The sequence below is a fragment of the Paenibacillus sp. FSL H3-0333 genome (genome assembly GCF_038002805.1).
In the GTDB taxonomy this organism is placed as follows: Bacteria; Bacillota; Bacilli; order Paenibacillales; family Paenibacillaceae; genus Paenibacillus_AQ; species Paenibacillus_AQ silagei.
The window spans coordinates 5740870-5765699 of the sequence record NZ_JBBODG010000001.1 but is presented as its reverse complement, the minus strand read 5'-3'; the positions used below and the strand labels follow the sequence as shown (position 1 = coordinate 5765699).

6 protein-coding genes are annotated in these 24830 nt (G+C 51.9%); 5 read left to right on the top strand and 1 reads right to left on the bottom strand.

The window, feature by feature from the left end; all coding sequences use genetic code 11:
* Positions 1–76: 76 nt before the first annotated feature.
* Complete coding sequence (locus MHH78_RS25500; protein WP_341169241.1) at positions 77–766, bottom strand: SDR family NAD(P)-dependent oxidoreductase; 690 nt, start codon at positions 764–766, stop codon at positions 77–79.
* 154 nt (positions 767–920) lie between these two features.
* Here MHH78_RS25500 and MHH78_RS25495 point away from each other — a divergent pair, with 154 nt between their 5' ends.
* The 5 genes from MHH78_RS25495 (at position 921) to MHH78_RS25475 (ending at position 24807) form a co-directional block, all read left to right on the top strand.
* Positions 921–1508, top strand: a complete 588-nt coding sequence (locus tag MHH78_RS25495) for a TetR/AcrR family transcriptional regulator (RefSeq protein WP_341169240.1) — start codon at positions 921–923, stop codon at positions 1506–1508.
* A gap of 361 nt (positions 1509–1869) precedes the next feature.
* On the top strand, positions 1870–7461 hold the full coding sequence (locus MHH78_RS25490; protein ID WP_341169239.1) for a hypothetical protein: 5592 nt from the start codon (positions 1870–1872) through the stop codon (positions 7459–7461).
* Positions 7462–7488: 27 nt separating this feature from the next.
* Positions 7489–15267 (top strand): S-layer homology domain-containing protein, encoded by a 7779-nt coding sequence (locus MHH78_RS25485; protein WP_341169238.1) that lies wholly within the window; start codon positions 7489–7491, stop codon positions 15265–15267.
* Between the two features lie 87 nt (positions 15268–15354).
* Positions 15355–24087: a chitobiase/beta-hexosaminidase C-terminal domain-containing protein gene (locus tag MHH78_RS25480; protein ID WP_341169237.1), complete on the top strand. Its 8733-nt coding sequence runs from the start codon at positions 15355–15357 to the stop codon at positions 24085–24087.
* A 30-nt stretch (positions 24088–24117) separates the two neighbouring features.
* The gene (locus MHH78_RS25475; RefSeq protein WP_076078273.1) at positions 24118–24807 is read left to right on the top strand and encodes a S1 family peptidase; all 690 of its coding nucleotides are present in this window, start codon (positions 24118–24120) and stop codon (positions 24805–24807) included.
* Positions 24808–24830: the final 23 nt, after the last annotated feature.

Here is a 24830-nt window from a genome sequence, read left to right as displayed (position 1 = left end):
GCAGCACCAGGGGTTTATCCTGGAGCTGCTTTTTTGATCCACCTTCCTGCAATGAGGCCAAATCCATCACAGAATGTTAAAATACAATGGTTTCGGGGGTTACACCCTGGGGATATTCTTCCTCCCATACGGTTTTGTCCATATAGGCTTGATACCACATGTCGCCAATCACATCCGGATCATTGATTGCGCCAGTACCCGACTCCTTAATCAACAAGCCTAAAGAACGGTGACCAACAAAAATGCCTTGAGCAGCCAATGAAGTATGGAGATTAGCTACATAATTGCGCAGTCCTGAAAGAGCAATACCGATATTCCCCATCATTGGGACGGGGTACATGGCAGATAATCCTGTGGTAAAAAGTATGGAACCCTCTTTCTTAGCGAGCATATCGGGGAGAACAGCATTGACAACTTGGACGGCACTGACCACATAGGCCTCAAATGCGTCCCTTACATTCTCTACGGTTAACTCCAATACAGAGGTGGGAGGATAGTTGCCTGCTGTAGGACTGAATTCCAGCACATCAATATGGCCATATTGTGCTTTAATGTTACTGATCGCCTGTTCAATTTGTTCTTTACTGAAAATATCCGCTATGAAATAAGAGGCCTTAATACCCTCCGCTTTCAAGTCATTCACCATTTCTTGCAGCTTTGCGGCGTTTCTTGCGACTAATGCCACTTGGAAGTCATTTTTTCCAAAGCTCTTCGCAATAGACATTCCTAATCCCTTACCTGCACCAATGATCGCTAGTGTTTTCATATCTGATTCTCCTTTTATGAATACGTGAGTGTAATTGACAACTATAATAGTAAAATATACAATTATAATGCTCAATGGTCGATATAATGCGACATGACATTTAAACATCATTTTATATAAATTTGACTATTATTTATGAAGGAGTGGCTTATTATTGAGTAAGGATAAGGTGGATCTGCGTATTCTTAAAACGCGAAAAGCGATTAAGGAAGCCTTCTTGAGACTAGTGCAAACCAAAGGCTACGAACGAATTACTGTACAAGACATTGCCGACGAAGCGATGATAAATCGAAACACATTTTATTTACACTATGTAGATAAACCTGAATTCATGGACAAGTTATTTCAGGAGAGCGTACAGAATTTGAATGCTTGCTTGAGCCTGGAGGTGAGCTCGATCCATGAGATGAACAAGGATATGTTCGGTACGATGTTAAAAACGATTTTCGACAATATCGATGCAAACATGATATTCTTTAAAACCATGCTCACTCAAAACATTCACCCAAACTTCCCCATCTACTTAAAAGACGCTTTTAAAACGTTTATCTTCGCCGGAATCGGTGATTATCACCACAATGAAAAGCTGAAAATTGGTCTCGAGTACATGATATCGGGATTGGTAGGTGTGATTTGTCTATGGATTGTTGAACGAGAGAATTATAAGATGGATGACTTTATCGACCATCTGAGTGAAATTCATTATCGCAACATGGTTGACTTGCTGAAGAATAATAGATAGCAAAATAACTAATCCACACCAATAAACCGCAACTGAGCCGTTCTCAGTGCGTTTTTTTTGTGTTTTCAGATATTTTCTCTTAAAAATTCAGGACTTTTTTCGTTTTCCGAGTATATTAACCCTGTTTTGGGGCGTTTGACGCAGCTTTTGTCGAGATTTGTTAAGAGTTTGTTTAGAGCTGCCTGATAGAATAAACGCAGATATGAAAAAATAGGTAGTTTATAACTAGTATTTTTTGTCCACGGGAGGGCAGGGCGAAAGGAGAATGCGGAAGCATAGGGAGTGAATCTTAGACTACAGCGAAGCTTGCTGCATGCCGGACAGGAAATGATGAACGAATAAGGGGGAGCACCAATTGTTAATGAGCAGGAGATTGAAGAGATATACCTCGCTAAGCTTAATTCTTAGTATGTTGCTATCGTTAATACCCAGTTCCTTTAGCGGACTGGCACAGGCTGCGGGTGATGATTATGAGGTCACGTTTCCAAACGGACAACATGTTGGGAACCTAAGCTACCCTGCGGACAATACATTCCTCAACTTTTATACCGAGGTGGAAGGCTTCAAGCAGACAGAGAAAGATAAAGATGCCAAGTATGACTGGGCTAAGGGAGATATCTTTGCCGGTGTCGATGATAATGAAGCAACGGTTGAATTTCAGGTGAAAGTAGCCGACAATACCATTCTAAAGAATATGGCGGAGAGCGGACATGCGGAGATGCTTACAGGATTCGCCGTGCTGCGGCGTCACTCCGGGTTCTTATGGACCCGTCATTCGTCCATTACAGTAAACATTGACGGAAAAAATATTATTAATGAACGAACCGGCAGCAGCCAGCGGTATAACAAGTCGGCCAAGGCCCTCATCAAACCGAATTCTGTTATTACCATTAAGGTCTGGGGTGAAGGCGATGACGACGGTGAAGCAGCCGGTGTACGCGGATTTTACCTCAAGTTCCAGGATCTCAAACGTCCGGTCATAGATAACTATACCTTCACCGGCAATGGTGCAGAACGGCTCAACGAGAATATTAACCAGAAAGAGCTGTATGTCAAAAGAGATGAGAACATCACCCTCAGCTACAACTTCAGCGAGCCGGTCAGACCGAGCACGGTGGTGAAGGCAAATTCTGATTATTTCCTGCGGCACAAGCTGTTCATTAATGATCCGGACACCGGACTTCCGGCGGCCGGACAGCAGCAGTATCTGCAGAATATATCCTTTAATGAGAACAATCTGAATTCATACCAGAAAAAAATAGCCTACAGATATACGGGAGTTCCTTTCCATAACAGCAGCAACCTTCCGCTGAGACCCTTAATCACCGGGGGAACCACTGGCGGTGCGCAGATGGATCTGTCGCTGGAGAATAAATTGAAAGAAGCCGTGCTCAGTGATGCAGCGGGCAATAAAGCGGTTTTCAATCTCAACGCTGTGCCGAGCAGCGGCAGCAATTCCTGGGTGGAGCGCAAAGCCGGGAACCCGTTTGACTTCGACCGGGGCGGATACCGCATCATTGTCGATGCTGTGCGTCCGAAGTATTCCAAGACCGCGAACGGCATTCAGCCGGAGATTCTGACCGGAGTTACGCTGAATAAGGGAGATGTCATCGACTTCACCCTGCAGATGACGGAAGAAGCGATTGCCAAAACCGGCTGGGAGGAGAAGAAGACCTTCATCCTCTTCAATAACGGAATGAAAGCCTATTATGTTATAGGCAGAAATACACCGAATTGGACGTTCCGCATGACCGTGCCTGACGGGCTGACTGTGGAAACTCCGCTGCTCAAGGCCGTAGCCATATCCAATGATGCGAAGGGCGGCAGTGAGCCGATCCAGATGGATACCGATGTTATCCAGGATTACGCAGGTAACTTGCTGATTCAGCCTGCGAACTTCGATGGAATCCATGAAGAGAAGTTTCCTAATATTGAAGGCGGCGACTTCTCACTCGCCAACTCCAAGATTGACTGGGCGAACCTGTTCATCGACAACACGGAGCCGGTGATCGGTTACCGGTTCGAGACAGGCGGTGCGACGGATACAACCTATGCCAAAAAAGGTAAGGTGACCATCGACGCCAACGATCCTTCCATTAAAGTACCGCATCTTGATCCTACTGTAGCTGACCGTGGAACAGAGCGGCCGAGCCGCGGGATCTACCGCCCTTCCAATCTGAGTGCGGAAGCCTCACCTTCGGTAGGTCTGGTGTACTACTGGTGGAGCCAGGATAAGGCTGATCCATTCGCTGGTGTAGCCGGAGATCATTATGCAGCGCTTAAGCGTTACGCACTCTCCGCCAAGCAGCCGTCGGAAGAGCTGTATCCGGGAGAATTCGAGAATGTAGAGCTGTCGGTAGTGAATAACAAGACGAACCTGCTCGCTCCTCCGGCGGAAGCCTTCGAGGAAGGGAACAGCGGCGAGTGGTATCTGCATACATGGACTGCCGATATGTCTTGGGATTCTGCCAGAGAATTGATGCAGCATGAGAAGAAAGACGTCTACAAGAAAACCCATGAGGAACAGTATAAAGCTTGGAAAGCAGAGGCACCGGGATCAGAGACAGATAAAATCTTCTATGCCGACAATCAGGCTCTGGCGGCTGTTGGACAATACGGCGATAAGAGTGTCTGGCCGCTTGAGGATTTCAAGAATGACGACTCTAACTGGAAGCACGAAGTTGGCGTGCTGAAGCTGGACAACCAGGGGCCTGCCATTACCTTGGCGGCAGAGGATATCGCCACTGTACAAGCTCTTGTGAAGGACCCGCACAGCGGTGTCAAAAGTGTAGAGTACCAATGGGTGAAGGACGGGGATTCTCCGGCGAGCGACAAGTGGGCGGATACGACCTACACCGGTTCAACCGTAACCCGGTCTACCTATGAGGATATTGATGAGGACGGATCATACTGGCTCTATCTGAAGGCGCTGGATCATGCGGGCAATGAGACGATCAAGACTCCGCAGGAAAGAGCGGTGGTTGTGAGTTCAGAGGCGGCTATTCCGACACAGTTCACACCGGAAGCGAATCCTAACTATGTGAAGAGTCATGATGTTACATTCCAGATCAGCGGTGTGCATCCCGATTATGTGGGCTATGCCATCAGCGACAGCTCTCTTCGTCCAAAGGATAGTGATTTCACCGGACTGGAGGTTTCCGAGTCATCTGGCATATCTCCACTGTCTGAGAAAAGCCTGATTGAAGACGGCTCGGAACCGGCAGCGACTGGTGCTCCTACAGAGCCTAGTGCCCCGGCTGAGCCAGAGGTTACAGCAAGCATCGGGCCGGTAGTCATTATGAAATTCTTGTCCTCCGGGCCGGCAGCGCCTTCGTTGACGCCGCTTGAATCGGAAGAGACTCCGGCACCGGATAACAGCGCCGAGCCGGTATCTACTCCTGCTGCTTCGGCAGAAGCAACTGAACCGGCCGCAACACCTGCGGTTTCGCCAGAAGCATCTGAACCGTCGGCGACACCGGAAGCCAGCGCCGATGCCAAGCTGGCAACCAAGGGTCTTGGCGGTTCTGTAACTGAGGCCACTTACAGCTATGTCATTCCTGCTGAAAAATTAAAATTGAACGGCACGCAATACATTCATCTTATGGTGAAGCATAGCGACAAAACGTACTACTACTCGAAGGCTTATTATTTTGATAATGAAGCACCGGTAGTATATTTCAGCCCTGATAGTGTTGCTTACCCGCTCCCGTTGCAGAAGACGAAGATTAGCGTGTCGGAATTTTACAGCAAAACAGGACTGGTCAGCAAGTATCAATGGGTCAGACAAGATGCAGGTGCAAAAGTACCTACAGAGTCTTCCACAGAATGGAAAGATGTTCCGGCAGGCGGCTCAGTATCCATCGACGACAACTCGCTAAAATCGGGAGAAATCTCTGAGTTCCGCTTATATGTACTAGCGGTTGACGGAGCAGGCAACAGCGCAATTACAGCAAGCGCAGGAACCTTCAAGGTCTCGGCAACGACCAAGCCGGATGCGCCGGTGTCGGATGCCAAGTCTTCTCTGATCTATCTGTCCGGTGATACAGCGGACGGCTACACAGCCATTATGAAGCTGAGTCTCGAAACGGAAGACAAGACCGGTTACGAATATTCAGTCTCACCGGATAACGGAGTGAGCTGGCTGAACTGGAAGCCTTATACGAACTTCGTAGCCGTGAAGGTTCCGACGAGTAAGGCTGAGGAGCTTCAGGTGTGGGTCAAGTACAGAACGCCTGGCGGTCTGATCAGCAAGCCGGCCCAGCTTGAAATCAAGCTTCCTCTTACTACCGTACAGCCGGTCTATGCGCTTGCTTCGCTCAGCGTGAACAGCCCGGTTAATGCCAAGGTGGGTGCAGATATTGAGATTACGCTTCCGCCGGGTATCCGCGTCATGCCATCGAAGATTAATCCTTCGGTGCCTGTGCGGACCGGCAATTCATTCAAGATCTACGAGAACGGCTACTACAGCTTCGATCTGACCGATCTTAGTGATCCGGACCGGACAGATACTCTGTATCTGGTCGTGAAGAATATTGACGGCACTAAGCCTGAAGGAACCATTGAATATTCATACATGGAGAGTACGAACGGTAATGTGGTTGCCCTTCTCCAGAGCACCTCTGAGCCGGTTACGGTGGTGAACAATGGCGGCAAGACAGCCTACACCTTCACGGAGAACGGCAAGTTCGAATTCGAAATTAAGGATGCGGCCGGAAATGTCAATACGGTTGAAGCAACGGTTGCGAACATTAACAAGGAAGTCCCTAGGGTGAAAGTAGTCCGTTCCTACCAATATGGCGAGAATGGAAGCCAGACCTTCGGCACCCTGAAGGATAACAGCGGCAATGTGCTGTTCTCCACAGGTGTAACACTTAACGTAGAGAAGGCAGATGCATCGGCTAAGGCATTCAATGTCATCAGTGCCGATAAGAGCATTACACTCATGGAGAATGGAACGGCTTCATTCACTGTGACGGATGTGTACGGCAATACAACAGTTATCAAAGAGAAAGTAACCAATATTCTCTCTGCGCCGCCGGTACTGGACAAAGTGGCCTATACCTTTGTAGATGCCGAAGGCAAAGCGGTTCCGGCCGATCAGATTGTGACCATCGGCGGACAGAAATATGCCAAAGGCAAAGTGAAGGTTACGCTTAGCGGCACCGTTGCTGCCCCTAACCACATGTTCTCAGGCGTAAGACCTATTTCAGATGGAGCCGCCTATACGAACCAGATCAGTAAAGCGGATGGAACGTACAGCTACTCGCGTGCTTTTGAGAGCAGCGGTTCAGCGGTTATTGCCATCTCGGATCTGCTGGGCAATGTGAACAAGGTTCCGGTGACCATTGCCGGACTTGATAACACAGCACCTGAGCTGACACTGAATAAGGAAACCGTAGGGATTGTTCAGAACAAGAAAGACTTTAGCTTCCGTACGGATCTGGGCGGGTTCACCGTATCTGATAATGTATCGGCTGAGGCTAACGTGAAAGTATCGGTAAGCGGGCTGGATCTGAGCAAGCTTGGACGCCAGCGCGTAGCGTATACAGCAGTTGACCAGGTAGGTAATAAGACGGTGGTCTATCAGGATGTGGTAGTCGTGAAGGACGGCGGATTGCTGGTCTTCGGTAACGATACCTTGATCTCGGCTTCATCCGGCGAATCCGCATTGTTCAATACCAACACCATTACCTTCAAGGTATCCGGCTTCAACCTGATGAAGGTAGGCGGAGTAGACAAGGTCAATCAGGCAGGAACGTTCGATATTCTGTATTACCCTGGTCTGTACCGTGAAGGACAGCTGAAGCTGGTGAAGCAGAAGCTGACCTATGCTGAACTGGTGAGCAGTAATTTCAAGGTCACCTTCCCGAAAACAGGCTGGTACACCATTGTGGTGAGAACCCAGGAGCGGGACCGTGAATTTGCTACCTTCTTTGTCGGCAATCTGAAATAGTTGAAACAAGAACAGGGGGAATACTTGGTGAAGTTGTTGAAACGCACAGTAGCGGTAATGCTCACCTTAATCATGGTATTTCTGTCCACCTCCGAGAGCTTCCATGCTCTCGTCGAGGCGGCCAGCAGTACCAAGACAACCATGATTCAGAATGACTTTATTAAGGTCACCGTGGATAACGAAACGGGCCGCTACGGCATTCGCACTGTAGAGGGTCAACCGATCCGCAAGAACGACAATAATGTTAACCTGCTGTTCCAGGGAGATGACCCGGAGACGTCGTTCACGACGTTCCGGATCGATGGAACGGATTATATCTACGGTAATAAATACAAGTTCGACGCCAGCCACTATTCAGAGACTAGTGCACCTAAAGTGGTGGAGAATTCAAATGGCACCAAGCAGCTGGAGATGATCTGGAAGATTAAAGGCGTAGAGATCAAGCAGATTCTGATGCTCTACACCGACAGCAAGGATGCTGTGAATTCCGGTAACGTCAACATCCGCTATGAAGTGAATAACAAGAGCGGGGCGCAGGTGCAGATCGGCAGCCGGATTCTGCTGGATACGATGGTCGGCGGCAACGACGGGCCGCAGTTCCAGATTGGCACAGCCTACAAGTCACCGCTGCAGGTAGAGCGGAAGCTGGTGCATAATCCGGAGGACGATAAGGGGATTCCCTTTGAAGATAGAGCTTACTTCAAGATTCCTGCTTATTGGGTGATGCGCGACAAGCTGGATCTGACGAATCCTCAGGCAACCAATGTGGTGGCCTACGGCTTCAATAACTTTGCCGAACAGAATATTAATATTGTGGATGAAATGATCGTCGGGCACTGGAACGGCCTGGCGAATACGAAATGGGATTATAAAGTACATCCTAACCTCGACTTCACCAGAGACACCAATGATTTCGGCACGGCGGATTCCGCCGTTGCCTTCTACTGGAACCCGGAGAAGCTGGCACCGGGAGGCTTCCAGAGCTTCGAGACCGTATACGGCCTGGGTGAACTGACAGCCCCGGATAAAGTGTTCTCGATCCGTTATGTAGATCAGGTTCAGCAGCTGGCGACAGCTTCGCTGGGAACGGGGGAGACCGTTCCGTCGAAGTATGTGGATAATGGTGTCTTCACGATTACAGCCGAAGTAGAAAACTTGCAGGCCTACAATATGGAGCACTCCAAGATTGAAGTGGAGATGACGCTGGAGAGTGGTCTCAGCTTCGTCAGGCAGGATGAGTTGGGCCAGGATGTTAAGGATGCCAATGGCAATCCGGTCCTGGAGAATTCCCGCAGCAAAATGCTGGAGTTCAAAAAGTCAGCCACACCCGACGAAGCAGCCATGGGCATTGAGCCGAAGTACAAGCCGGGTGACGCAATTACCGCGACCTTCCGCGTTCAGGCCAAAGGCAGACCTTGGCCGGTTACCCGGGAGTATATGATTTCCGCGAGAAGCCCGGAAACACAAGGCAAAATCGAAGGCGTCAAGGATGAAGGCATCAAAGCCCAGTATGAATCGACCCGTACCAACTTCATTCTCCTGCCCCCGGTAGGAGAAGCGACAGCTACGTATTCCTATGCACTTGCTCCGGCAGAGCTGTATAGCACAGATGTGAAATATCTGACGGTCAATCTGTCGAATATTGAAGCATACAATACAGGCAATGCAACGACTGCTCCGAACTTTGACCTGTACCTCAAGAATAAAGCAGACGGTAACCGGTATAAAGTCAATGTCCAGGATGCAGTGGTGATGCAGCCGACGGATGACGGATTCTCCGGCGCCATGCGGATTACGTACCGCGGCGGTGACCAGGTGGATTCAGGCGGCAATGTGCTGGAAGCCGGGCTTGGACCGGAATTGCCGCTTGGTGAATATCAGGTGGAGATTGATTACAAAGGCGACGCCGGAGGGGACGAGGAAGTAGCGGCTCTATATGATATGACGACTCCGCAATCCTTCCTGGTCACCGATAATAACGACACACGAATCCGTGAGGCTGGAGTGATGGCGGTCTATAAGGAAGCTGTAGATATCAGCGGCCTTGCGAACGGTGCTTCTGTAAAGGATGAGCTGGTGGATCAGCTGAACTCTCTGTTCCCGGGCAAGCCTTTCAAGGACGGTTCGTTCCTGTACAAGGCTGTTACCGAATATAAGAAAACCAAAGCCTTATTCGGCGCAGCGAGCAAAGCGGTTGATCCGAAGTTCGATATCAGCGAATTCATGGATGAGGAAGCGCTGAAAGAGACTCCAATGTATGCTTACAAGCTGTTTGCAACGGAAGAGGACTTTGAGGAATTCAAGGAAGAAGCGGAAGCCAAGGACCCGGAATTCGACCGTGAGATTCTGGTAACCGTCCGCGGCATGATCAAGCAGGTTGGCACAGGTGACGAAGAGCAGGTCATCGTGGATACCAAGACAGAACCGGCAATTATTAATGATGCTGTAGCTTATAAAGGTAAGGACCTGTCTTTTGTACGCGGTAAGCTGGATATCTTCGGAAACACCCTTCCCGGCGATCTGCCTTTCCTGGATACCCTGTTCGTCAAGGGTGAAGGAACGCTGAGTGTAGCGAGCAGCGGGTTCGTCTTCCATAAGGGCGAATGGACACTCGACTTCTTCAACGGCTTCAACAAGTCGCTTGGAGAAGAAGACTTCGATCCCACGAAGGAAAAAGAAGAAGATAAAGACGATGATGACGATAAGAAAGATGAGAAAGGTAATGACGGCAATCCGGAAGACGACAGTCAGAACGGCAGCCTGAAATGGGCCATCGGCGGTGTAGGTGACAGATTGAATCCGCTGCGCCAGATTATGATTGAGGATGTGTACTTCAACAAGCAATCGTTGTTCGGGGCACCAAGCTTCTCCATTGACGGCTTTGGCTTCTCCTTCAATGACTTCATTCTTAGAGAGAATGGGATTTCCTTCGGCGGCTCATTGTCCCTGAAGATCATTAACTCCGAAATTAAGAATGTCATCTTCAACAGTGCAGGCTTCTATGGCGTCGATGCCTCCCTGGGCTTCGATCTCAATCAGGAGATGGGCTTGTTCGGACCGGATAAGAAGAAGGATGCGGATAAGAAAAAAGGTCCGGATGCTCCAAGCGGCAAAGTTACAATCAAGCACGCTGTGCAAGGCGGGGGCGTAGGCAATGAATACGGCCTGGGTTTCGCCGCACAGCTGAAGAATATGATGGGCGTGGAGATTGAATTCTCGCTCAAAAAGGTAAAAGACGGCCGGATTCTTCCGGATGTGATTGCCTTCGGGGCAGAGCTTCCGCAGCCGGGTATCCTGGTGACGGGTGCAACGTACCTGACAGCTATACGGGGAGCAGTACGTGAACTGGCGGACACTATTGCCGGCGGCACGGCAGAGGACCCGTTCCCGTTAACCATTCAAGCAGGCGTAGGCATGCGGTTCGGGATTGCTCCGGCGTATTTCTTCGGCGATGTGGACCTGACAGTGAAGCGTACCGGCCTTAAGGTGGAAGGCAGGCTGGATTTCGCTGCCAAAGCCGATGCGGAGAAAGATGACCGGCTTCCGATGCTGACCAAAGCGCTGCTCGAGGCGCAGTGGGTAACCCCATGGTTCGTGCGCGTGGAAGCAGAGATGGATATCGGCGGATGGGATATCATCATCGGGAAGGCGGGTATCTTCGTCGGACAGAATCTGGAGAAGAACCGTACGGATTTTGAAGGCTATATCAGCTCCAAGGTGCAGATTCCGAACGATGTACCGGTTGTCGGCGGCATGCCGCTGTCCAGTATGTTCCTTGGGGTCAACAATGACAAGGTCTGGGGTAGCATTGGCATTCTGCTGATCTCCTTAGGCATTACCTACTACTGGAGTGGCGGCATTGAATTCGGTACTTCGACCGATCAGCTGCCGGAGGGAATGATCCATCTGGTGGTGGATGATCCTGAGCTTGGACCGCGTCTGATGGTGATTGGGGCAGGCGTGCAGACGCTGGCCACCTCCAAGGTAGCTTCCGAGGAAGAGAATCAGGAGATTATCTACCGTGAGGTAGAAGAAGGCGTTAAATATGTCGAGAACGGCTCGATCAATGTCGGCGTAGGCGGCATTACGGTCAAGAACGGCGGCAGAATCCATGAGATTCCGATGGACGGCGTAGCCGGCAATGCCATCATTGAAATGGAGTACAGCAGCAAGGAAATGCCGGAATTCAAGCTGCAGGATGCATCAGGCAAATTGTATCCGGTGAAATTCGATAACACGAACACTGATCCTACGGCAAATGCTTTTACACAATATATTCCTGCAAGCTATAAAACGGATAACGGGTCCAAACTCAGCAGTGAAGTGGACATTCGCAGAGCATATATCATTATTCCTGAGAATGAAGCCACAAAGGGCGGCACTTGGAAGCTGACAGCGGTCTCGGCGGTTGACACCAAGCTGTTGAACGTTCCTACCCTACCTACTCTGGGTGAAGTTAACCTGGCGAAGGACAGCTTGAGTGCGAATAAGTTCACAGCCTCCTGGAAAGTGGCCAACGCAGCCGAAGGCGATACCGTGAACCTGTATCTGGCTGAGGATGCGGTGACAAACCGCAAGGAAATGCTCAATGGCCAGGAGATTCTGCAGACGGGTGACCCGGGTATGCTGATCGCCAAAGATGTACCGGTCGGCGCAGGCGGCTCGGTCAGCGGCGGAATCACGAGCGGCAGCAAAGTGATCGATGTAACCAATGTAACCTTGATGGGGAACCCGGAAGATATCCGCGGGCTGCTCAGGCAGGGCAACTATTACCTGCGGGCCGAGCTGAAATCCAGCTCGAACTTCGGGACGAAGACATCGCCGCAGCGCTTTGAGATCATTGATCCGCTTGCACCACAGAGTGTCAGTGATGTCATTGTTGAGCCTGCCGGCAACGGATTGTTCTCACTCTCCTTCAAGCCGGGAGCGAAGAAACCGGGACACAGCGCCTACGAGCACAGCTATGTGGTCGATGCGAAGCTGGATGATGGAAGCAAACTGGGTGAATATGCTCCGTTTGGAGAGCTTTTGTATACCGAACAGGAGCTTAAGCCTTATTGGAATGCCTCCACAGGCAAATACGAAGGTCTGTTGATTGGCGGCTGGAAGGCTGTATCTACAACAGATGAAGTCTATAAGGGCAGCCTTGAAGGCTCAGTGATTGATCTGAGCAAGGTGAAATATGTCGGCCTGGAAGTGAAGAAGAATTACGTCATCGGCGTCAGTGCCGCAACGGTTCCAACCGAGGATGCCGACAAGCATCAGAACTATCATTATGCCGAGCGGCGTGAGAGCAGCAGCACCTTGCTGCCGGTTCCGAATCTGCCGGATCTGACGGTATTGAGTTCATCGGGGACGGTAGATGCCACCTCGGGTAACTACGTGAACCTGTTGACGAACGAAACGAAGCAGAAGCTGACGCTCTCTTCAGGCCAGTCCAATGTGACAGTGGAAGCATTCTATGCTGACAAATCCATTGCGACAGTAGCTCTGAAGAACAAGGCAGATGGCACAAGCGAAGGCATACTGAATCTCGACCAGTTCCAGACGGACGGGCCGTATGCAATTGAACTCAGGGCCAGAAATACGGTGACCAAGGATATCTCAGTGACCATGCTGTATCTGACTGTAGATACGATCGCACCGGTGCTGTATCTGACGGAGCCGGTAACGGGCGAACGTACCGCACAGGGCGCCATTCGTGTAGCTGGAACGACAACTACAGGAACGAAGCTGAGTGCAGTTTACACCGTGAGTCAGTTGCAGTCTGACGGGAAATACAAAGACAAGGTCATCTCCAAGGAGCTTACGGTAGATCCGAAGACGGGAGATTTCAATGGAATGGTGGAAGTGAATTCTGAGGAGCCTTCAGTGGCGCTAAGCATTGTCGCAACTGACGGTGCTACTAATCAGAACACAGCCATTGTGGATATTACGAATGCCGGATTCAAAGTACCGGTTGCCCTGGTTCTCAAGGGGGCGGAGACGCTGACGCCGGGTGCGGCAGGCCAAATCCAGGCTTATCTCAAGGTTTCGGATGGCAAGGATGACAATGGCAAGCCGAAATTCAAGGAAGAGCCGGTTACCGGTAAAAATCTGGCTAATCTGACTTATGAAGTGGCCGTAGGCGATTCGGTATCCCTGTCGGCACAAGGCAATGTTACTGCACTGGCTACAGGCTCCAGTCTGATTGAAGCCGAGTATAAAGTGTCTGAGGGTGTTACGCTCAAAGGCATGGCTGTGACGACTGTAGCTGTCCCTGAATCGAATGATTTGGGTACTGTGCAAGCTGTATCCTCTCCGATTAACGGAGACAGCAACCATACGAAGATTACGGTGACTTCCGCCGGAGATATGACTGGACAGCAGATCGCTTACAAGGTCTTCTCGTCCAATCCGGTGGAACTGAAAAGGGATGACAATGTAAGCTCATGGAGTCTGCTTCCGCTCGATGGTATCGTTACAGCCCATCCAGGTGCTATCGTTGTGCTGGCTAAGCGTACCTCCCTGGACAAGCTCGTAAGGGCATCCGGCAGTGTTCCTGCATCGGTCTGGACCAGCAGCGGTTCAGGCGGAGGCGGCGGTGCTGGCGGAGGCGGTGGCGGTGGCGGTGGTGCCGTACCGGGAGTTGTTGAAGAACAAGCACCGGAGCAGGCAGCCCGGATTACCGTCAACGGCCAGGCCGTGACAGCAGAGTGGGATGGACTTACAGCTATCGTCCGGATTACGGATAAAGAAGCTGTAGCAGGCAGTGACCTCACAGTAAGCTCCGCCGATCCGAATGCCAAAGCATTCAGTATCCGTGTAGACCAGAGTGTGGTTCAGCAGCAGCTGAGCGCGAAGAAGAAGATTGTGATTGAAGTTCCTATGGGACAACTGGTGATTGCTCCTGAGAATCTTGCAGGTGTAACTGCCGGACTTACTATCGGTATTGGTGCCAACAGTGCTGCCGATCAGCAGGCTATGAAGGCTATTGCCGATCAGCAAGGCTTCACACTGATGGCGGCAGGCCAAGGTGTAACGGTTAACGTTAATCTGCCGAAGAGCAGCTGGATGCCGGCGCTTGCAGCCAAGATTGCCATTCCTGCGCCGCTTGCGGCCAAGGAAATTACAGCTATGGTGCTTAAGGACAAAGACGGCAACTGGACAACGGTACCGTGGAAGCTGGACAGCAGCGGTACGGCAGTGAATGTACAACTGACCGGTGAAGGCAGCCTCTTCTTCATCCGCAACCAGAAGGCCTTCAAGGATATGCCTTCAGGCTGGGGCAAGGAAGGCATTGCGGCTGCATCCGCTAAGCTGTTCGTGCTAGGGAAATCTGCGGAACTGTTCGATCCGGCAGGCAAAGTGACCCGGGCAGAATATCCAACCATTCTGCTGCGCGTTGCAGGTCTCATGAACAAGCAGGCAGCTTCGGCAGGCTTCAGTGATGTCAGCGGCAGCAGCTGGTATAACCGCAGTGTCTCCATTGCCGCTGAAATGGGTATTGTTACCGGACTCGAAGGCGGAAAGTATGCGCCTAAGGATACGCTGACAAGAGTTGAAGCGATGACGATGCTCGGAAGATTGCTGAATCAGGTGAATCCGGGCAGTGAACTTAGCGAGGCTGAAGTCACTTCGATCCTCAGCGGTTTCACTGACAAGGGTAAGGTTCCGGCATGGGCAAGACAAGCAGTGGCAATGAGCATCAAGAACGGCATTATTCTCGGGGAAGGCAACAAGGTGAACCCGTCCACTCCGCTTACGCGTGAGCAGGCGGCAGCCATTGCCATCCGTCTGGATCAGTTCATTACAGCCAAGCAATAACAAGAATGTGCCCGTTCCGCTCGCAAGCGGGCGGGCACGCTCTGCTGGGAAATCCTCAAATCACAATACTATTCAGGTGGTGTCAATATGGCTTTGAAGCGAAGATCATGGATAGGTTATCTATTAGCACTGGCGGTAGTAGTCGTTGCCGCAGTTGCCGGAGGCATCATGGCCAAGGCTGATCCGCAGACCTGGGACAGCGCGGCCGATACCAGGTGGTATGTGCCAACGAATGATACCTTCAAAATTAAGAATGCTGAAGAGCTGGCAGGTGTTGCCAAGCTCGTCAATGAAGGCACCGTAAACGGTCTAAGCGGTAAAATTCTGGAGATTACGGACAACCTGAATCTCTCTGCTTACCAGTGGGTGCCCATCGGTACCGCTGAGCATCCATTCCGGGGAACCTTGATTACCGAGAACGGGTTAATGAAGAAGATTAACGGGTTGAATGTAGTAGCAAACCGTTCTTATCAGGGTCTGGTAGGGAACATGGCAGGCGGTACAGTAGGCGGCCTGATTTTTGAAACAGGCACCATCTCTGTTACCGGAGTAACCTATGATGTGTATGCTGGCTCCGCTGTAGGTAAAATGAGCGGCAGCAGCATTGTATTTGACATTACTAACCAGATCAATATCACTTCGGACGCTTCTCCTTACCACTCTTACACGGGCGGCATTGTAGGGATTGGCGAAGGGATGATCTCGAACTCTATCAATAACGGGACGGTTACAGCGTATGGTTCAGCCGATGTTGGCGGAATTATGGGCTATGGCGATTCCAGAGGCATTATCATCAAAAAAGTAGTCAACAATGGAGCCATTCTTGCCCAAGGGACGGATAGTTCCGTGCTTACCGCAGGCGGAATCGCAGGTCATACTACAGGACCGCTTCGTCTAAATGATGAAGATACTCCAATCATCAATACGGCGGCGGTTACCATCGCCGGAGGGAATCAGGTTGCAGCAGGCGGGATTGCCGGTAAAGTAGACAACACCGTCGTCTTCTCCAACATGACTACCAATAATGGTGCAATTACCGTGAATGCAGCAGCGGCAGTGAATTCGGCAGCCGGGGCGCTGGTAGGTGCAACAGGTACGGTAGCAAGCGAAGCGGCTTCCATTACCTTTGTAAATACAGCGCCGGTTACCAATAACGGCGGCAAGAACGTATATACAGGCGGGATTGCCGGATATACCGGCAGCAAATTCACCTGGACGCATCCTTATGCGAATACTCAGCAGATTACAGCAACAGGCGCAGAGAATGTAGCTACCGGCGGATTCGTCGGATATGCCGCAGGCGGCTTGGTTACCAGCAACGCTACGGCAGGAGTATTCGAGAATAGAAAGCTGATCTCAGTTAACGGCGGTAAAGGAGTCTACACAGGCGGAATTGCCGGTTACGATGTAGGCGGGAATATCACCCAGACTTCTTCCTCAGGCGAACTGAAGGTTAAAGGTACGGCGGATGTATATACCGGCGGTATCGTGGGTTACGAAATCGGCGGAACCATTGCATCGTCGGTAACCGGTAAGACGGAGGGAGAGCATCTGGCTATCACTTCCGATGGTACCATCGGCGGAATCGTTGGCTATCTGGAAGGAACCTTGAGTAATTCTTCTATTAAATATGCAACGCTTCAGGTGACTTCCGCTGGCGGAGTTGCCGGTGGGATCGCTGGTAACGCACAAGGAACGGTTAATGGAGTTACTGCCGGAGATGCTGAATCGGCAGACTACAGCACTTTGGTGCTTCAAGCTGTGGTAGCGGATGCGGCAGACGGGCAGGACAATATCACGTTCGGCGGACTCGTGGGCGTGAACACCAAGCCGCTGACGCTGACCGGCAGTAAGGCCTCGCGGATCAGCTTCCTGAATGAAGCGGGAAGAAGCGGGTATATCATCGGCGGCGCAGCAGGTAAGCTGAACGCTGATGCGGTAGTCGGGTCTGCTGCTGTGCCTGTGGATGTTCAGGATATTGTTACAGAGCTGAAGGCCGACAAGGTAAGCTTCGGCGGCGGCGCAGGGCATAACTCGGCTGCCCAGTTCAACGGGCACACGAATCGGATTGAGATTAAGGCTACAGGCGCTTCGGTAAAAGCCGGCGGTATGTTCGGCGAGAACCATTCGGCCGCAGCCGCTCCGTTCAATCATGCGGAGAATGTAGTTATCACTGCAAGCGGTGCGGATAACCAGCTCGGCGGGAATACCGGCTTCAATGCCGGACAGCTGGTTAACGCTACAGTGACTCAGTTGTCTATTCAAGCAAAAGGTGTACGCGCTGTAGCTGGCGGGATCACCGGATATTCGGCGGGGACAGAGACTCCTGAAGCACGTGCAGGAATTACATCCGCGGTGCTGAATGTTCCCGGTGCTGAACCGATGATTACGCTGACAGCGGCGGATGCCAAAGCGGGGGCGATCGTTGGAGCAGCTACAACAACAGATATTACAACGCCGGAAGTGAACGCTGAAGATGGCGCCTTGATGCTCATCCAGGCGCAGGCTGCGAAGCCTTCAGTCGGCGGCCTGGCAGGTACCCTTACGAACAGTACCATCAGCAGTGACAGCAAAGTCGTCAATGTAGAGAATATGCTCATTCTGGCAGGACCAGCGGCTACGGATGCCTATGTTGGCGGGATTGTAGGCTACAATGAGTCCTCCAGGCTGGACCGTCTGGTAGGATCAGCGATTAGTCTGACGCTTAACGCGCCACGCGCTACTGCAGGCGGGGTGGCCGGATATAATCACGGCAGCGCTTCGGGCATTATTACGGGCACTTACATCAGCGGTCTGAATCTGAAGGCTAACGACGGTGCAGTGTCCTCATATGTCGGGGGCATTGTGGGCCTCAATGCGGCCCAGAGTATTGATCCGGTGCTGAGTCCTGCAACCTCGGTCAGCACGATTCAGAATACCCGTACACTGGGTACGGTCTCAGCTACCTCCTCAAATGCCATTGTGGGCGGTATGGTCGGTGAGAACCGCTCGTTGATTGCCAACAACAGTATTACCGATAAAATCTCGGTGATCTCAAGAGGCAATTCCTCCATCATCGGCGGTCTGGCCGGTGTGAATACGGCATCAGGAACACTCTACTACACGTATTCCAATGCGAACCTGACCATTGAAGGGACAGGCACACATGCCGGAGGATTAGTAGGAAGCAATGCCGGTGCAGTCATTGGCTCTTATGTAGATATTGATGTGACGGGCAATGCCCAAGGAACATCAAGCGGTTCGGTCTACCTGGGCGGACTGATCGGCAGAAATACAGCCGGTACGGTGGAGCAATCCTACTCCGCTTCCAAGGTTACAGCGAACAAAGTCTATACTATTGTCGGCGGTCTGATCGGAGAGCTGTCCGGCGGAACGGTCAAGAATTCCTATGTAGCGAAAAGTGTTAACGCTGCGAACGACAATTCTTACGCCGGCGGCTTCGTTGGCAGAATTACAAACGGTAAAATAAGCAACGTCTACTCAGCAGCAGAGGTTAATGTAGCGGAGAAAAAGACCGCTTATGCCGGCGGCTTCGCCGGACGTTACGATAATGCAAGTAAAGAACTGCTCTATAAATCCTACTATATTAAAGATGAAGGACTGAATATCAACCGCGATCTGCCTGATTTCGCAGAGGGCAATCACCGCTGGCTGAATGTGCATGTCCGGCTGACCACCATTCTGTCGGAGACACTGAAGGACAGAACGGTATTCCCGGGCTTGTCGGGCTGGGATTTCGAGGGAGCCTGGAAATACGGCTCGCTCAGCGCGGCATACCGCTATCCTGAAGTCAACCGCACTGCCAATAGCGGCGGCGGAGACGACGGCAACAACGTGAATGCCAATATCAACTGGTACACGAAGGATAAGGATGCAATCGGCTTCGAGATCACCTCGGAGGCTGAGCTTGCCGGTCTTGCGGGAATTGTCAATGGCACGATTGCCGGTGTGGAGCAATTCGGCTTTAAGGACAGAACCGTGACCGTGATGAATCCGATCCATATCCAATCCAAGCAGTGGGTGCCTATCGGCGACAAGGAGGCTAGTCCGTTTGAAGGAATGTTCGACGGGAAAAGCCTGCTAATCGACGGCCTGACCCTGCAGCCGGTATACACGCATTCCGGGCTGTTCGGAATCATTGGAGCGAATGCTACAGTGCAGAACATGAACCTTGAGCCGATCGCGGTTGGCGGCAACGGCTACACCGGCGTACTGGCCGGGACGAATCTGGGTACAGTCAAGAATGTCGACCTTAAGCTGCTTGGCGGCGTGAAGGTCAGCGGCAGTATTGTTGGCGGCATCATCGGCCAGAACTCAGGCAGTGTTGCCGGTCTGCAGCTTACGCTGGACGGCGGAAGCCGGATTGAGACGGTAGCTGAAGGCGGTATCGCCGGCGGTCTGATCGGCGACAACACAGCGGATATTACAGCTGACACTTATGTTATTCACGATAAGGACGGCAGCATCGGCAGCGCTGCTGACCATGCCGTTATCGGCGGAGTTATCGGGGTTCAGAATGGTAATGTGACAGGCCTGGCCCTTGAAGTGAACCCAAGATACCGGATCTCTTCAACAGGAATGGAAGCCACGGTTGGCGGACTGGTTGGACATTACCAGACGGGTCAAGCTGAAGGGCTGACCGTGAGCTTTGCAGACGGAACCCTGGAAGCGCGGGGGCTTGGCTCCATCCTTGGCGGTATGATCGGTCAATCCGATCAAGGGAACAGCATCCGCAATGTAATCGTAACCGGCTCCGGAAGCGGCATACAGCTGACAGCTAATGGTACGGCTGGCGGTGTTGTGGGCGTGAAGGAAGGCAGACTCGGCGGAATGCTGGCCCGTTCGTTGGATAACGGCAGCAGCTTCGATATTGAACATGCAGCAGTATCAGGCGTGAAGCTGGCTACAACAGGCGACAGCTTGAAGGCTGTGCTCGGCGGGATTGCCGGATCGGCTTCCCGGACGGCGATCAATGACGCCAAGTTCAAGGCTTCGTTGCAGGCAGCCGGTGAAGTGATCACTGCCGGAGGTATTGTGGGAGAGAGTGATAACTCCATCATCTATAATGCAGATTCGTCACCTGAGCTTCAGGCGGCGGCGAAGAGCGGTGAGGTCGCGGTCGGCGGAATCGCCGGAACGATCTCAGCGGACGATATCGATCAAGGCTTTGACTTTGGCAAGGCATATCCGCTGTATAAGGGGATTTACATTGCGAAGGTTCATGATGGCCAGATCACAGTCACCGGAACAGATCATCGTGCAGATCTCTATGCGGGCGGTCTGACCGGCAAGAATACGGATGCCTCCATCTATAGCTCCGAAGTTGCCTCCGGTCTCAAGGTAACCGGCGGTAATACCGTGAGTGCAGGCGGAGTAGCCGGATACAGCAACGGTATCATTGTAGATACCATTGTCAGAAGCGGTGTGAACACGGATAACAGCAGAGTAATCAATGCCGGCGGACTTGTCGGCTGGGGAGACGGCGGAGAGATTCATTACAGTAAAGTCATCTCCGGCTCAGGACAGTCCATCAACGTCGGATCAGCAGTTACTCTGGGTGAATCAGTACCGAATACACGCGTTGGCGGAGTGATCGGTATGGCTGATCATGTCCTGATTACGAATACCCATACGGATATTCCGGTAGTGATTACAGATACCAATCAGGATAATACGATGTATGCAGGCGGTTTTGCCGGACTCTTGGGTGAGAACGGTACTACTGCGGGAGCAATCAAGAATTCCTATGCCACAGGCAAGCTGAATGTCAGCGGCAGATTAGGCTCCTATGTCGGCGGATTCGCCGGCTCTGTAGATCATTATTCGATCACGGATTCCTATGCCTCCGGAGACATCAGCAATACCGGCTTCGACACACGCAGCGGCGGCTTCGCCGCATCCGTGGAGAGAAGCGGCAGCATCAGCAAGTCTTACGCTTTACAGAGCAAGATTTCTACTGTCGGGGTGAAGTCCTCGACCCGTTCCTATAATGGCGGCTTCGCCGGATATAATGATGGAACGCTTACTAGTGTGTACGCGAATGTGCCGCAGATTAGCGTTACAGTTGCAGGGGACAATGTCTCCAAAGGCGCACTGGTCGGCTACAACTTCCGGGACGGCAAAATTCTTAGCTCATCCTATACAGGCACACTGGATGCTGTAGGCCGTAATTCGGGTGCAGCCGCAGCTGCCGTAAGTACAGCAGCAGTTGATCCGCTGACTTCAGGACTCTGGAGTATCGACTATGATACTACCTTCCTGAACGACCTGATGGATGGGGCCATTACAGTGCAGACTCCGCTGCAGCTCGCAGGGGCAGTCATGTTCTATAACGAGACAGGACTGAATTATTACAAGCTGTTCAATAGAACGGCTGAGAACAAGCCGGAGCTGGCAACGATCCTGCTTGGAGCGGATATCGATCTTGCCGGACGCTACTGGACGGCATTCGACAGCTTCACCGGCGTGTTCGACGGTCAAGGCCATACGTTAAGCGGACTTTCACTGAAAGCCTCCGGCCAGCAGACAGCCGGATTCATCAAGGATAACCGTGGACAGCTCCTGAATGTGAACTTTACCGGAGCAGAACTCTCCGGTGCAGTGAATGCAGGTATTGCTGCCGGGATCAACCATAAGGGTGCAGTCATCCAGAATGTGAAGGTCAGCGGTTCCGTGGCTGCCAGTGCTGCCGCAGGCGGGGCAGCTGGTGTGAATCAGGGCACTCTGGAGAAGGTCACGAATGAAGGAGTGAAGCTTGCCGGAGCAGGCCGGATTGGCGGCATTGCCGGAAGCAACGCTGGTGTGATTCACCAGGCTGTATCGAAGGGCAACATTGATGTATCATCTGTACTGGCCGCAGGCGGAATTGCCGGTGAGAACAGTGCGGAAGGCACGATCACTGAGTCAATGGCCTATGGCGATATCCGTGTAGCTTCAGCTCAGGCGATCGCCGGCGGGATCAGCGGTCTGAATGCGGGAGAGATCAAGAACAGCTACTCTGCCGCCACGGTCCTCGCCGAAGGCATGTCTACTGCATGGGCTGGCGGTATTGCCGGTCTGGCAGAGAGCGGATCGATTATTACTTCCCTGAACACCGGAGAAGTGAAGGCTGGAGTGAAGGGCAAGATTCAACCGCTGCAAGCCTTCTTCGGCGGGATTGCCGGACAGAAATCGGACAAGGCCACGATCAGCGGCTCCTTGTTCAACAGACAAATGCTGAAGAATAATATTGCGTACTACAATCTGAATGGCCAGGCAGTGTCCGGCAATACCAGCAGTGCCATGGGGCTGCCGGGTGCAGAGCTTACTGGCGCGAATCTGCCGGCAGGCCTGGATGCCGGAATCTGGACAGCCCAGAACACATTCTATCCGCTGCCTCAGGCCTTTAACGGAACAAATGAAGGGACTCTGGCTTCAGCCGCTGTTATCCTGAACCCGCAGGATCTGATTAACCGCGTGGGTTCGGCATTCCACATGAGCAGCGGCGGAGCACTCTCCTGGAGCGCTGATCCGTCCAAGGCTGTAGTGAACGGTACAACCGGCAGCCTGATATCAGGTGGCAGTGCAGTGCTGAAGGCAACCGCTGGAGGACAGAGCAGAAGTATTGCTATTAATACAGCTGCATTCCAGTACCCGAGCGCAGCAGTTGCACCAACTGCAACTCCTGCAGATAAGAATTTCACTACTGAAGTGAAGGTGGAGCTGGCAACAGGCGAGCAGGGAGGAAGCATCTACTATACACTGGACGGTACAACACCTACAGAGACCTCCCAGGTGTACAGCGGACCTATCGATTTTAAGAGCACAACAACGGTTAGAGCCATTACGATTGTACCCGGCAAAGAGTACAGCCCGGTTGCAGCCTGGACCTGGACGCTTGTAGTCCCTAATCCGAGCCCTAATCCAAACCCTGGTACGGGCAATGGCGGCGGAGGCGGTGGTGGTGGCGGTCCAATAGCTCCGCTTCCAAGCCCGACACCAGCACCGGCAGCTCCGTCGATCACAGCGGTGGCTGGCACAACAACGGTAAATGGCGACAGTGAAGCTCCGGTCAAGATCGCTAAGAACAGCAAGCTGGAGCTGAAGGCTCCAGAAGGGCAGACGATCTATTACACAACGGACGGCAGTATTCCGACTGCCAAGAGCACGAAGTACACCGGTGAGCTGCTGATTACCAAGAGCATGACGGTCAAAGCGATTACGGACAAAGACGATAAAGTCATTACCATCGAGTATGCGGTGGAGAATGCGAAGTACAACCTGAAGAGTAACAGCGGTGAGATCAAGTATATGGCAGCCTATCCGAACGGTCTGTTCATGCCGAACGCAGCCATCACCCGGTATGAGCTGATCCAGTCTCTTGCACCGCTGCTTGACATGGAAGAAGTGAATGTAGGCAATCTGTTCAATGATGTCAATGCCGAGAATGAAAGACTGACTGGATTCTTCGCATCGGCCGGCATTATTGAGGGCTTCCCAGATGGCGGATTCGGCGGAACGAAGAGCTTAACCAGAGCCGAGTTCTCCAAAATCATGACAACTGTGCTGAAGCTTGATGTAACTGAGACAGGCGTAACGAAGCAGAAGGATCTGAAGGGACACTGGGCAGAAAAATATGTCAATGCCCTATCGCAGGCAGGTTATGTGCAAGGCTTCCCTGACGGAACCTTCAAGCCGGGAACACCGATTACCCGTGCGCAGGCCGTAGTGCTGATTAACCGGATTGCCGGCACGAAGAAGCTGACGGTAACGGCTGTACAATTCAAGGATCTTCCGGCTACCCACTGGGCTTATAAAGACATCATGTCGGTTGTGAAATAACAGAAATTCATAAGTGAAGGAGATCGGCGGATGAAAACAAAGCTGCTTGCCGTAAGCCTGATCCTCTCATTGATCTCGGCGATACTCTTCTATTCGGGCACCACCAGTGCGGATACACCTGAGGCTTACAACGCTGAACAAAGCTATGGAATAGCGAGTAAGGCGATCTTTTATCTGCGGGTGCTGAAAAGCGACGGTACTGCAAGCTCCACCGGAACAGGAGTGATCCTGTCTCCGGCCGGTACTGCAGCAACGGCGTATCATGTGGTCAAAAACGCACAGCGCATCGAAGGGATCATGGCGGACGGAACGGTGATCAGTCCGATTAAAGTAACGAAGTCCGACGAGCTGAAGGATGTGGCCATTCTTGAACTGCCAAGTCCCGCTGCGATGAAGCAAAAGGATAATGCCTATGCTTTTCTGCCGTTGCGGGGGGACAAGCTGAGACATGGTGAAGCGGTGTATGCTCTGGGCTATCCGCTCAAGAATACAGCGATCATCACGGAGGGGATTGTCAACACTCCGGCAGCCGACATTAACGGCAGAAGCCGGATTCTAACCTCGGCCCAGGTGGCAAGCGGAATGTCCGGGGGTCCTCTGCTCGATACGCACGGCGAGCTGGCCGGTATCATCTCCGGTTCCCTGCGGACGATGACTAACATTCATTTGATTGTGAATACGGAGGATCTGCGCAGCCTGTTGCCGGCTTCCTTTAACTAGAAGCATTACCAGAAGCAGCTTAT